General features: G+C 38.5%; 12 protein-coding genes and 1 pseudogene. 9 read left to right on the top strand and 4 right to left on the bottom strand.

What is annotated here, in order from left to right; translation table 11 throughout:
* Positions 1-21 precede the first annotated feature (21 nt).
* Positions 22-744, top strand: coding sequence for a hypothetical protein (locus HC176_RS07860; protein ID WP_167917647.1), 723 nt, complete (start codon positions 22-24; stop codon positions 742-744).
* Between the two features lie 5 nt (positions 745-749).
* Here HC176_RS07860 and HC176_RS07855 read toward each other — a convergent pair whose 3' ends face one another.
* The 3 genes from HC176_RS07855 to HC176_RS07845 all read right to left on the bottom strand — a co-directional run bounded on the left by HC176_RS07855 (position 750) and on the right by HC176_RS07845 (position 1,930).
* Positions 750-1,043: a type II toxin-antitoxin system RelE/ParE family toxin gene (locus tag HC176_RS07855; RefSeq protein WP_167917646.1), complete on the bottom strand. Its 294-nt coding sequence runs from the start codon at positions 1,041-1,043 to the stop codon at positions 750-752.
* The gene (locus HC176_RS07850) at positions 1,034-1,261 is read right to left on the bottom strand and encodes a hypothetical protein (RefSeq protein ID WP_167917645.1); all 228 of its coding nucleotides are present in this window, start codon (positions 1,259-1,261) and stop codon (positions 1,034-1,036) included. Before HC176_RS07850 ends, HC176_RS07855 begins: the two co-directional genes overlap by 10 nt.
* Before the next feature lie 144 nt (positions 1,262-1,405).
* The gene (locus HC176_RS07845) at positions 1,406-1,930 is read right to left on the bottom strand and encodes a hypothetical protein (RefSeq protein ID WP_167917644.1); all 525 of its coding nucleotides are present in this window, start codon (positions 1,928-1,930) and stop codon (positions 1,406-1,408) included.
* 112 nt (positions 1,931-2,042) lie between these two features.
* Here HC176_RS07845 and uvrA point away from each other — a divergent pair, with 112 nt between their 5' ends.
* The 8 genes from uvrA (at position 2,043) to HC176_RS07805 (ending at position 13,545) form a co-directional block, all read left to right on the top strand.
* Positions 2,043-4,874, top strand: a complete 2,832-nt coding sequence (gene uvrA, locus HC176_RS07840; protein WP_167917643.1) for an excinuclease ABC subunit UvrA — start codon at positions 2,043-2,045, stop codon at positions 4,872-4,874.
* A 124-nt stretch (positions 4,875-4,998) separates the two neighbouring features.
* Positions 4,999-5,166 carry a lmo0937 family membrane protein gene (locus tag HC176_RS07835; RefSeq protein WP_167917642.1) on the top strand — a complete coding sequence of 56 codons (168 nt, stop codon included), beginning with the start codon at positions 4,999-5,001 and terminating at the stop codon, positions 5,164-5,166.
* A 160-nt stretch (positions 5,167-5,326) separates the two neighbouring features.
* Positions 5,327-6,016, top strand: coding sequence for an LOG family protein (locus HC176_RS07830; RefSeq protein WP_167917641.1), 690 nt, complete (start codon positions 5,327-5,329; stop codon positions 6,014-6,016).
* A gap of 226 nt (positions 6,017-6,242) precedes the next feature.
* Entirely contained in the window at positions 6,243-8,981 is a 2,739-nt protein-coding gene (locus tag HC176_RS07825; protein WP_342448675.1) for a gluzincin family metallopeptidase, read from the top strand.
* Positions 8,982-9,145: 164 nt separating this feature from the next.
* Positions 9,146-11,557 (top strand): alpha-ketoacid dehydrogenase subunit alpha/beta, encoded by a 2,412-nt coding sequence (locus tag HC176_RS07820; RefSeq protein WP_167917756.1) that lies wholly within the window; start codon positions 9,146-9,148, stop codon positions 11,555-11,557.
* Between the two features lie 5 nt (positions 11,558-11,562).
* Positions 11,563-11,964 carry a DoxX family protein gene (locus HC176_RS07815; RefSeq protein ID WP_167917639.1) on the top strand — a complete coding sequence of 134 codons (402 nt, stop codon included), beginning with the start codon at positions 11,563-11,565 and terminating at the stop codon, positions 11,962-11,964.
* Complete coding sequence (locus HC176_RS07810; RefSeq protein ID WP_167917638.1) at positions 11,961-12,431, top strand: hypothetical protein; 471 nt, start codon at positions 11,961-11,963, stop codon at positions 12,429-12,431. The genes HC176_RS07815 and HC176_RS07810 overlap by 4 nt, the downstream gene beginning before the upstream one ends.
* A gap of 169 nt (positions 12,432-12,600) precedes the next feature.
* Positions 12,601-13,545 carry a hypothetical protein gene (locus HC176_RS07805; protein ID WP_167917637.1) on the top strand — a complete coding sequence of 315 codons (945 nt, stop codon included), beginning with the start codon at positions 12,601-12,603 and terminating at the stop codon, positions 13,543-13,545.
* A gap of 27 nt (positions 13,546-13,572) precedes the next feature.
* Here the strand turns inward: HC176_RS07805 and HC176_RS19970 are convergent.
* Positions 13,573-13,675 (bottom strand): annotated as a pseudogene (locus HC176_RS19970) (ISAon1 family transposase); the annotation flags it as partial.

The following is a 13,675-nucleotide window of genomic DNA, read 5'->3' as shown; positions in this document are numbered from 1 at the left end:
TTGTATCACTTCATAATTTTAATGGGAAAAAAAACCAAAAAAATATTTAAAATTATTACTGGCGTTGTTATCTTTTTCACACTGCCCAGTATGTTGCTTTTTGGCTTTTTATACTTTAAATACAACGAACCTTTACCAAATGGAATTGAAGGACCGCAAGCTGATGCCTTAGCAAACAAAATGCTGGATGCCTTAAATTCTGAAGCTTACCAAAACACCAACTATTTGGAATGGACTTTTAAAAAACGGAGGCACTACGAATGGAACAAAGAAAAAAACACCTGTACTGTGTTTTGGAAAGAATATAAAGTAGTTCTTAATTTGAGCGACTACTTTAAAAGCGAAGTTTTTATCCATAATTTTAGAAGTGAAAACGATATGGTGGCCGACCTACGCAATAAAGCCATTGGCTATTTTGAAAACGATTCGTTTTGGCTTGTGGCACCTTACAAAGTCTTCGATAAAGGCACCAAACGCGCCATTGTAAAAACCGAAAACAACAAAGAAGCATTGTTAGTCACCTACACTTCGGGCGGCTCCACACCTGGTGATTCGTATTTATGGCATTTGGATGACAACGGTATGCCCACCCATTTTCAAATGTGGGTAGATATCTTGCCCATTGACGGCCTTAGCGCTACTTGGAGCGATTGGATTACCACCGAAAGCGGTGCGCAACTCCCAACGTTCCATAAGTTTTTGTTTTTTGGGTTGGAGCTTGATGGGGTTAAGGGGAAAGAATAGAACACCTACTCTAAAGGTTTTTGTTTTGTTCCTCTAAAATTGATAATTTCTATCAATTGTTTTTGTGGCTGAATTCTATAAACGATATAATTATTCTTATCGACCAACCCTTTATGTACATTTTGAAACTTTGATGTTTGCGGACAAATTTTAGGATATTTGCTTATTCGGTCTAAAAGATCCTTTAAATTTTTCTCTAAATTTAGAATTTCATTTATTGTCCATTCTTCTTCCAAATATTCTAATACAGTGTCCAACCCTTTTTCTGCTTGGGGTGTCCAAACAATTCTTATCGCCATTTCTCGAACCGTTTCATTACAGTTTCGTTTTTGGCATAATTACCTTTTTCTGCTTGCTTCAAACCTGTTTCAACTTCTTTTTGTTCATGCTCGGACAAATCATTCCACCAATCCACTTGTTCTTCTTCAAAAACGGCTTTTAGCTTTTTTAGCAGGCTTTCTTTTTGCGTTTGCAGTAAAAGATGCATCAACTCTAATTTTGTGGCTTCAATATTCATAATATTAACTTTTACTATAACAAAGATAACTTTTTATACACAAACTTTGTTACTAACTGAACTCACCAATAATGTGTTTTCACTTGTAAAGTTTTGGCATCTTTTGGGCTTTCAAAATTTTACAAAGAAAATCCCAAAACAAATCTATTTTCCTCGTTGCCCCACAAACTGATGGCTTTTCGATTTAAACAGTACATTAAAACTGGTTAAACTGCCATAAATTCGGGTGATGTATTGCTGCAAATCTACCTTTTGCTGCTCATCCAAATCACTGGTGTTTATGCGTTGTTCCATAACACGCAGTCGGTCACGCACCATAATAATTTTATTGAAAAACTTATCAATGGGCAATTCGTAAGGTTTTAAACTTTCATCTGCTGGCTGAAGGATAAGCTTCCCGCCTTTATATTTATCAGCAATAGGTACCACCTCGCTTACATCGCTCCATCGCTTTAGAATTTGCACTAAACTACTTTCTACTTCAGCAAAACTAATGGTATCCACATCGCCATCGGCCGCTTCAATAACTTCAAAGTCGCTATCTAAATCAATAGTTTCCAATCCACTTTCTATAAAAGTGACCCAATAATGCTGTGAAGTTACATTGGTTACTACACCTTTTCCGTATTCTGGATGGTTAATTCTTGAGCCTATGCCTAATATTTTCATCTTTATTCTTTTTAGTTCAAATGGTTGTTTCTTCTACAATTATAAGAAATCAGAAATAAAACTTCACAACAATTTAACAACTAATATTGTACCTTTGCACTTTTGCCATTTTATGAGTGAATTTACCGATTTTATTGAAGTTAAGGGTGCACGGGCGCACAACTTAAAAAACATTGATGTATCTATTCCGCGTGAGAAACTGGTGGTGATAACGGGGCTTTCGGGCAGCGGAAAATCATCATTGGCCTTCGATACCATTTATGCTGAAGGGCAGCGCCGTTACATTGAAACGTTTTCGGCCTATGCGCGACAATTTTTGGGCGGATTGGAACGCCCAGATGTGGATAAAATCGACGGACTTTCGCCCGTAATTGCCATCGAGCAAAAAACCACCAGTAAATCGCCACGCTCCACGGTAGGCACCATTACCGAGATTTACGATTTTATGCGCCTGCTCTTTGCCCGTGCCAGCGATGCTTATAGTTACAATACTGGCGAAAAAATGGTAAGCTACAGCGATGAGCAAATAAAGGAACTCATAATAAGCGATTTTAAGGGTAAACGCATAAATGTTTTGGCGCCTGTTGTGCGCTCGCGTAAAGGGCATTACCGCGAAATGTTCGAGCAAATCGGCAAACAAGGCTTTGTAAAGGTGCGTACCGATGGCGAAATCCGTGATATTGTTAAGGGCATGAAGCTGGACCGTTACAAAACCCACGACATAGAAATTGTAATTGACCGTTTGGTAATCAACGACGACGTAGATAACGACAAACGCCTTACCGAAACCATCAACACAGCCATGTACCACGGCGACGATGTGCTGTTAGTAATTGATCAAGATACGAACGAAGCACGTTATTTCAGCCGGAATTTGATGTGTCCGTCAAGCGGAATTTCATACCCCAATCCAGAGCCAAACAACTTTTCGTTCAACTCACCAAAAGGTGCTTGCCCCAATTGTAACGGCATTGGTACACTTTATCAAATCAACGAAAGCAAAATTGTTCCGAACGAAAACTTATCTATAAAAAATGGTGCTTTGGCACCCCACGGGCCAGAAAAGAATAGTTGGATTTTCAAGCAATTAAACACCATTGCACAGCGTTTTAACTTCAGTCTTTCGGATGCTTACAAAGATATTCCCAAAGAAGCCAAACAGATGATTCTTTATGGCGGGAACGAAAAATTTTCTGTAGAAAGCAAAACCTTGGGCGTTACGCGCGATTATAAAATAGACTTTGAAGGCGTAGCCAACTTTATTGAAAACCAATATAAAACGGCAGAATCCACCTCACTTAAGCGTTGGGCAAAAGATTACATGGATAAGGTGAAATGCCCTGTATGTCAAGGTTCCCGCTTAAGAAAAGAATCGTTGTACTTTAAAGTCAACGAAAAAAATATTGCCGAATTGGCCAATACCGATGTTGTTGAACTAGCCGATTGGTTCAATAATTTACACCAGCACCTTTCGGAAAAGCAACTTAAAATTGCCGAAGAAATTTTAAAAGAAATCAAAGCACGTTTACAGTTTTTATTGGACGTAGGCTTGGACTACCTATCCTTAAACCGAAGCTCCAAATCCCTTTCGGGTGGTGAGGCACAGCGCATTCGGTTGGCCACCCAAATTGGTTCGCAATTGGTTGGTGTACTTTATATTTTGGATGAACCGAGTATTGGCTTGCACCAACGCGACAATGAAAAGCTGATAAATTCGTTGGTGTCGCTTCGCGATATTGGCAATTCGGTAATTGTTGTGGAGCACGACAAAGACATGATTGAACGTGCCGATTACGTGATTGATATCGGCCCCAAAGCCGGAAAGCACGGTGGCGATATTATCAGTATCGGAAATCCAGACGAGCTAAAAAAACACAACACCCTTACGGCCGATTATTTAAACGGCAACAAAGAAATTGAAGTGCCCAAAAAGCGACGCGAAGGCAACGGCAAGTTTTTGGAACTGAAAGGCTGTACGGGGAATAACCTAAAAAATGTGTCGGTAAAATTCCCTTTGGGCAAAATGATTGGTGTTACTGGCGTTTCGGGCAGTGGTAAATCCACATTAATCAACGAAACCCTCTACCCCATTTTAAACGCCCATTATTTCAATGGCGTTAAAAAACCGATGCCCTACAAAAGCATAAAAGGTTTAGAGCATATCGACAAAGTGATTGACATTAACCAATCGCCCATTGGCAGGACGCCGCGAAGCAATCCGGCTACTTACACCAAAACTTTTGATGAAATCCGTAGCCTATTCGCCAAAATACCCGAGGCCATGATTCGCGGCTACAAACCTGGGCGCTTTAGTTTTAACGTAAAAGGTGGTCGGTGTGAAACTTGTCAAGGGGCAGGTTTACGGGTTATTGAAATGAATTTTCTGCCCGATGTTTATGTGGATTGCGAAACCTGCCAAGGCAAACGTTTTAATCGAGAAACGCTAGAAATACGCTACAAAGGCAAATCCATTAGTGATGTTTTGGATATGACCATTAATGAGGCGGTTGACTTTTTTGAGCACATCCCGAAAATCCATAAAAAACTAAAAACCATCAAGGACGTTGGTTTGGGGTATATCACATTGGGGCAACAAAGCACCACGCTTTCAGGTGGTGAAGCCCAACGTATTAAGCTTGCCACCGAACTCTCCAAACGCGATACCGGAAACACGTTTTATATTCTGGACGAACCTACTACTGGACTCCATTTTGAAGATATCAGGGTGCTCATGCAAGTATTGAACAAACTGGTAAACAAAGGCAATACGGTTCTAATAATTGAGCACAACCTCGATGTTATTAAAACCGTTGACCACATTATCGATATTGGCTATGAAGGCGGAAAAGGTGGCGGAAAAGTAGTTGCAGAAGGCACTCCCGAAGAAATTATTAAAAACAAAAAAAGCTATACGGCCAAATTCTTAAAAAAGGAATTAAAGTAGCTAAAATGGTAAAATGTGCCATGTGCTCAAAACATAAAGACTTTAACCCGATTAATATTATTCTTAAAAATTTGTGCGCTTTTTTGTATCTTTAGAAATATATAAACCATAAATTTTTTTAATTATGAAAGGTATTCTTTGGTTAGTAGCTGTAATTTGTATTATAGCTTGGTTACTGGGCCTATTGGGCATTGTTCCGGGCATTGGCACCAGTAGTTTGATACATATTTTGCTGGTAATAGCAATCATTGTTATTCTATATAATATTATAAGCGGCAGAAAACCTTTATAAAGTATTTACTCAAAAAATAAACGTTCTAACGGGCAAACCAAATGGTTTGCCTTTTTTATTTGCGCTCATTTTTAGCGATTTGATTAGTACCGCAACAATAAAAGTTTCATATTTTAATATTATTTTGCACCTTTCAGAAGAAATTATTTAAAATAGAAACATGAGAAAAGAACACCATCATAAAGGTTGGAATGAAATAAAAACAAACGACTCTTGGGCCATTTTTAAAATAATGGGTGAATTCGTTAACGGATTCGAAAAAATGAGCAAAATAGGCCCCTGTGTATCTATTTTTGGTTCGGCACGAACCAAACCCGACCACAAATATTACCAATTGGCCGAAAGCATTGCCAAAAAAATTGTTGAAGCTGGTTATGGCGTAATAACAGGTGGTGGTCCTGGCATTATGGAGGCGGGTAACAAAGGTGCTCATTTAGGCGGCGGTACCTCGGTGGGGCTGAACATCGACCTCCCTTTTGAGCAGCACGACAATCCCTATATAGACCCTGATAAAAGTTTAGATTTCGATTACTTTTTTGTTAGGAAAGTAATGTTCGTGAAATACTCGCAAGGTTTTGTGGTTATGCCAGGTGGTTTTGGCACTTTAGATGAGTTTTTTGAAGCCTTAACGCTCATCCAAACCCATAAAATTGGAAAGTTTCCTATTATTTTGGTCGGCACCGATTTTTGGGAAGGGCTGATGGATTGGGTTAAAAACACCCTGTTAGACACCTTCGCTAATATTAGCGATACAGATTTAGACCTTGTTCATTTAGTGGATACCGAAGACGAAGTGATTGAAATTCTTGATAATTTCTACAAACATTCGGGATTAAGTCCGAATTTTTAAACCTAAAAGTAATTTTACCGAACTATTTACTTATGCGTGCATAATAAATACATAGGACTGCTTATGCCCACATATATTTTATTATCTTGCAACGCCTTGCGCGAATTTGCTAACCTTTAACGCTATTTAAAAATTGAAAATACACTTTTTTTGTCTTGTTTCTTTTTTGCTGATGCCCTTTATTTTTTTCAGTCAAAATAAAATTGACCTAAAAGCCGTATTTGATGTGGACAACAAGCAAATTAAGATTTCCCAAACCATCGTTTATCACAATACCACCAACCAAACGTTGGATACCATTTACCTGAACGACTGGAGCAACAGCTATTCCACAAAAAAGACCCAGTTAGCCATTAGGATGGCCGATGAATACAAAAACGATTTTCATTTAGCAAAAAATGAAGATCGGGGGTTTTCGATGCTCGCATCTATTAAACAAAATGGAGAAGAATTACATTTTCACCCCTTAAAAAATCAAATAGACGTTATAAAAGTTGCACTCAACGACCCCTTAAAACCCGATGGTTCGTATACCATCAAGTTGGAATATACCGTACAAGTGCCCAGCTCAAAATTCACCAGTTATGGCGTTACGGATGATGGCGATTTTAATTTAAGGTATTGGTACATAACACCAGCAATTTATGATGGTGAATGGCAATATTATAGCAACAAAGATTTGGATGATTTATACATTCCGAAAGCGGATGTGTTTTTGGAAATTGAACACCCAAACGGCTATGTTTTAACTACCGAACTCAACACCAGCCATATAGAACAACTGCCCAACAGACAAATTGTATCTTTGGAAGGTAAGGATTGGGTGAACAACAAACTGTTTTTAAGTCGGAATTCAACATTTAAAACCATCCAAGCCGACGATTATGCTATCGTTTCAAACCTTGAAGACAACGACCTAGAGGTTATCGATAAGGTTTTGATTACAGAAAAAATAAAGAATTTTATTTTCGATAATTTTGGAAAATACCCGCACAAACGGCTTTTGGCAACAAAAATAGACAACGATAAAGACCCCATTTACGGACTCAATTTTCTTCCCAGTTTTATAAAATCCTATCCTAGCCATTTTCAATACGAACTAAAGCTTTTAAAAATTGTATTGCATAATTATTTGGAAAACACTTTGTTGATAAACCCCAGAAAAGAACAGTGGTTACTCGACGGCATCCAGATTTATTATTTAATGAATTATGTAGATCAACACTACCCAAATATGAAGTTTTTAGGTAACATAGCTGACATTTGGGGTATTCGGTCCTTTCATGCTGCCGACATGAAGTACAACGACAAATACATACTGGCCTTTATGCTTATGGCGCGCACCAATCGCGACCAACCTTTGGCCATGCAAAAAGATTCGCTGTTAAAATTCAACCATAATATCGCGAATAAGTACAAGGCCGGCGTTGGACTGAAATACCTCGACGATTTTGTAAATCAAGATATTGTAAAACAAAGTGTAGAATCCTTTTTGGCTGAAAACAAATTGGAACACACTTCCGCTGAAGCTTTCGAAAGTTACATGAAATCGAAAACCGATAAAAATATCGATTGGTTTTTCAACGATTATTTAAAAACGCGTAAAAAGATAGATTTCAAAATCAAGGATGTTATAAAAACCGAAGATTCCATTACGGTAACTATCAAAAACAAACGGGACAACAATATGCCCGTATCGCTTTACAGCCTGTACAACGACCAAATAGTAAACAAAACCTGGGTTGAAAATATTGATGGAGAAAAAACCATTACCCTTCCCAGAGAGGGCGCCAACAAACTTGTTTTAAATTACGATAATACCATACCCGAAATTAACCAACGTGACAATTGGAAATCGCTAAAAGGCTTCTTTTTCAACAACAAACCTTTACAATTTAGGTTGTTTAAGGATATTGAAGACCCGTATTACAACCAGGTGTTTCTCATGCCTATTGTGGAATTCAATAACATTTACGATGGAGTTACTTTGGGCGCAAAAGCCTACAACACCACCGTTTTAAGAAAGCTTTTCAACTATAAAATCACTCCGGTGTATTCCTTTGGGTCCAAATCGTTGACGGGTTCGGCTTCGATATCAAAAACCCATTATTTCGAAAACAGCGATTTATATTATATGAATTACGGTATTGTGGGCGGATATTCGTCGTATGCCGAAGACTTATTCGTTACCCGGGTTACACCGTCGCTTACATTTATGTTCCGCGAAAGCGATGATCTGCGCTCCAACAAACGCGATATGCTACGGTTTAGGTATGTAAACATCAAAAGGGATAAAGACGAAAACAACATTTTTACTTCCACCGAACCCAACTATAGTGTTTTTAACGCGCGCTACATCAATTCTAACGACAACCTTATCAATTTCAGTAGTTGGTACACCGATTTCCAATTGGGAAAAAAGTTCAGTAAAGTGTCGTTTAATTACGAATACCGAAAACTGTTTGAAAGCAATAGGCAGCTAAATTTACGAGTGTTTGCCGGAGCATTTTTAAAGAATAATACCGACCCGAGTTCTAATTATTTTAGTTTCGCATTAGATCGTCCAACGGATTATTTGTTCGATTATAATTATTTGGGGCGATCGGAAGCCACGGGTATTTTCAGTCAACAATACATTACTGCTGAAGGAGGTTTTAAATCGAAACTGGAAACCCCGTTTGCCAACCAATGGATGACTACGCTAAACGCCAGTACAACCATTTGGAATTACATTCTAGCCTATGGAGACATAGGTTTGGTAAAAAGCAGGCACAATCCCACCACATTTGTGTACGACTCGGGCATCCGTGTTAATTTAGTGACCGATTATTTCGAAATCTATTTTCCCATTTACTCCAATTTGGGTTGGGAAATTGGTCAACCGCATTATAGTCAGAAAATACGCTTCAAATTCACGCTCGATCCACAATCGCTTTTAGGGCTGTTTAGGCGACGTTGGTTTTAAATTATTTTGAATTATTCTTATTTTTTAATTGATTTAAATGAATTTTCAATAATACAAACATCGAATCAGCATTTTTTTTATATATTTCACATAGGTTTAACAGCCTCTAAAATTGCAAAAAAGGTAAAATTTGCCTACTTTTGCGCAAGCTAAACTTAGACCCTATGCATACGCTAACCGATTTGGAAAACAACCTATCATTCGAAGATTTTAAAACCGAAGTCATCAACGACTATAAAACAGCGGTAATCAGTAGAGAATGTAGTTTGTTAGGCCGTCGGGAAGTATTAACGGGAAAAGCAAAGTTTGGTATTTTTGGCGATGGCAAAGAAGTTCCACAATTGGCCATGGCTAAGGCCTTTAAAAAAGGCGATTGGCGCTCGGGCTATTACCGCGACCAAACCTTTATGATGGCTTTGGGCGAATTGACTCCAGAGCAGTTTTTTGCAGGACTTTACGCCAACACCAATATTGAATTGGAACCTATGTCGGCCGGGCGCCAAATGGGCGGGCACTTTGTTACGCACAGTTTAAACGACAACGGCAGTTGGAAAGACCTCACCAAGCAGTACAACTCTAGTGCCGATATTTCGCCCACTGCTGGGCAAATGCCAAGGCTTTTGGGCTTAGCACAGGCATCGAAAATTTTCAGGAATGTAAAAGGGATAAACAGCTCCAAGTTTTCAGAAAACGGAAACGAAGTGGCTTGGGGTACCATAGGCAATGCCAGTACCAGTGAAGGCCTATTTTTTGAAACTATAAATGCCGCCGGTGTTTTACAGGTGCCAATGGTAATTAGCATCTGGGACGATGAATACGGTATTTCGGTACACGCCAAGCACCAAACCACAAAAGAAAATATTTCAGAAATCTTAAAAGGTTTTCAGCGCGACGATAACAGCCAAGGCTACGAAATATTACGCGTAAAAGGATGGGATTATGCCAATTTAATGGAAACCTACCAAGAGGCCGGCGCTATTGCCCGCGAGGAACATGTACCGGTGTTAATCCATGTTACCGAACTCACCCAACCGCAAGGGCATTCCACTTCTGGATCGCACGAAAGATACAAATCGCCTGAGAGATTGGAATGGGAAACCCAGCGCGATTGCAACGCCAAAATGCGCCAATGGATTATTGAAAACGGTATTGCCGCCAACGAAACCCTTTTAGACATAGAACGTGCTGCAAAGCGCGATGTACGCCAAGCAAAAAACAATGCTTGGAATACCTTTTTAAAACCCATAAAGAACGAACAGGACGAAATGGTTTCCTTGTTAAAACAAACAGAAGCTACAAGTCCTAACGGTGTTTTCATTCAAAAAATACGTGAAAACCTATCGAACATTAGCGAACCCACCCGCAAGGATATTTTATCGCATGGACGTAGGGCGCTGCGTTACACTTTAGGTGAAACCACCCCCGAAAAACGCCAACTCACCGATTGGATCAATACGGTTTTTGAAAATGTACAACCCAAATTCAGTTCGCATTTATATTCTGAAACCCAAGGGTCGAACACCAGAATTCAAGAAATAAAACCCACATATAACGATGATGCTCCGCAAGTTGATGGCCGAATCATCCTTCGTGATAATTTTGATGCCATTTTTACCCGATACCCCGAAGCGCTTGTTTTTGGTGAAGATACCGGTAATATTGGCGATGTAAATCAAGGCTTGGAAGGTTTGCAGGAAAAGCACGGCGAACTGCGCGTTGCCGATGCTGGTATTCGCGAAGCTACTATTGTTGGCCAAGGAATTGGTATGGCATTGCGCGGCTTGCGTCCCATTGCCGAAATTCAGTATTTGGATTATATTCTGTATGCCCTGCAAATTATCAGTGACGATTTGGCCACCACCCATTACCGCACCAAAGGGAAACAAAAAGCCCCATTGATTATAAGAACGCGTGGTCACCGTTTGGAAGGTATTTGGCACTCTGGTTCGCAAATGGGCGGCATTCTAAACTTGGCAAAAGGTGTTAATTTACTCGTACCACGAAACATGACAAAAGCCGCTGGATTTTACAACACCCTGTTGTTGGGCGACGACCCGGCCATTGTGGTAGAATGCCTAAACGGCTACCGATTAAAAGAAAAAATGCCAAACAATTTGGGTGCTCTAAAAACCCCAATTGGCGTGGTAGAAACCTTAAAAGAAGGTACCGATATCACTTTAGTGTCTTACGGTTCTACGTTGCGTATTGTGGAACAAACGGCCAAAGATTTATTGGCTGTTGGTATAAATGTCGAAATTATCGATGTGCAATCATTAATGCCATTCGATTTAAACCACGACATTGTTAAAAGCATTGCTAAAACCAATAAAGTAATGGTGATTGATGAAGATGTTCCTGGCGGTGCTTCGGCATACATTTTAGACCATATTTTGAATGAACAAAATGCTTTCCAATATTTGGACAGCGCACCGAAAACCCTATCGGCAAAACCGCACCGTCCGGCCTACGGCAACGATGGCGATTATTTTTCAAAACCCTCGGCCGAAGATATTTTCGAAGCCGTTTACGCTGTAATGCACGAATACACCCCTTCAGAATTCCCTAAATTAAGATAAGATTAATGGCATTGAATCTCATAAAAAAACCTACCGATTTAGGCCTGCTCATTTTGCGTGTGGGCTTTTCGGGTATGATGCTTAGCCATGGCATTCCAAAAATAAACATGTTTTTTCAAAGTCCCATAAAATTTGCCGACCCCATCGGGTTGGGCGAAACCACATCGCTTATCCTCACTTTAATTGGCGAAGTGCTTGCCCCTATCTTGGTTCTTGTGGGCTTTAAAACCAAATGGGCCACCATTCCTGTAATTATTACTATGTTGGTCGCAGCTTTTGTGGTGCATTTAAGCGACCCCTTCGGCACAAAGGAAAAAGCCCTGCTGTACCTATTCGCATTTTTGGCCATTCTTATTGCTGGCCCCGGCCACTACTCATACGACGGTATTAAAAAGCACCTCAATTGAAAACAGCATCGGTAGTAAGCATAAAAAAAGAACTGAAATACAAATCGAGGGAAGAACTGCTCGATATTTGCCTGCGGCTAGCTAAATTCAAGAAGGAAAACAAAGAACTCCTTACCTATTTATTGTTTGAATCGGAAGACGAAACCGGCTATGTGGAAAGCATAAAAACCTACATGGATGCCGAATTCGAGCTAATTAACACCAAAAGCATTTTTTATATTAGAAAGAGCGTTCGTAAAATTTTACGCAACGTTAAAAAATACATCCGTTACTCCTTAAAAAAAGAAACCGAAGTAGAACTCCTCCTCTACTTTTGCCAAAAACTACGCGATTTTAAACCCAGTATTAAACGCAGCACCCAACTACAAAACACTTACGACCGCCAACTCCTTTTGGCTAAAAAAACCATTGAAAAACTGCACGAAGACTTGCAGTATGACTTTAATTTGATAGTTGAAGAATTGTAGTTTCTATTGATAATTTTTTAACAACTTTTCTGTCTTCTCGTTTAAATTTGAAGTTTTTTTCTGCTGAATTTAATTTGTGATAAATATAAGTCACCTTTACTGCAGTTATTTTAGTATTAAAACGATTGACTTCATTAAAGTTGACTTCATCCTTTAAAAATCTACAATATTGGAAACTGATTACAAAACTTTTTACAGTTCATATCTAAAAGAGTATCATGAAGTTCGGGCAATTTACCTAAAACATTTACTTTCAAATATTGATAGTATTAATTCGACAATCCAAAAGAACGAACTTAGAACTAAAGATGTAAATATTTCTTTGACAAAAAATACAAAATTTATACTTCAGGCTGACTTAAGACAGAATTATTTTCATTCGATTGAAACCTTTTTTGAATTATTCTTCGCCTTTCTTCCAAAAAATGGAAAAGTTCCGGACAACACAGAAATTTTAAGAATATTAGTAAAATCAAACTGGAGGCAGAACTACAAAAAGATAGAATATATAGCAAATGGAAAATTAAAACTAAGCCTACTTGACGAAATAATTGACTTTCTTAATTTTGAAGTGAGTACGGGACAATATCTAATTTATTTGGGAACTTCTTCAAAAGATAAATTCAACGAAAAATATCAAAAGTCTGTTAGAGATAGCATTGAATCTATAAAAAAATTAATAAAGACTTTAGCGATTGATTTTTCAAAAAGAGATGAGTATAACGCCTACAAACATACCATGAGAGTTTTCCCCACTTTTGAATCAATTCATATTTTAAATTCAAAAAAATTAAAAGAAGAATTAAGCTTTGACATATCTAATTCTGCTTCCTACCAAATCTATAATGACAAAGAAAAAGAAACGATTGTTAAAACTAAATTGTTTGCCCCCGAAAGAGACTTCAAAATGACTGAAATATGCAGCCGTTTAATTTTCAACATGTTTGAATTAAGAAGTATTGTTTTTGGAGACCGTAGACAAAAAACACCTAATGAAAAAATAGCAATTGTGATGTTTAACAAAGAGAATATAGAAGACTCAATTAAACATAACGTGAAAATACAAGATTTGAATTTTAACTCAAAATTAATAAAAGGGAGCAGCTTATGCTAACAAAGGATCAAGTACAAAAGTTGGGGACTAAGCATAAACTTGAGTTAATCTGAACAGGAAGAACTCTTTATTTCTTACACCTCTAAGTTGCATTCTAAACGCTTTAATTTTGGCATTAAAGGATTCCGCT

The organism is Tamlana crocina (assembly GCF_012037625.1).
The sequence above is the reverse complement of the archived record's forward strand: the minus strand, read 5'-3'. Positions and strand labels throughout refer to the sequence as shown.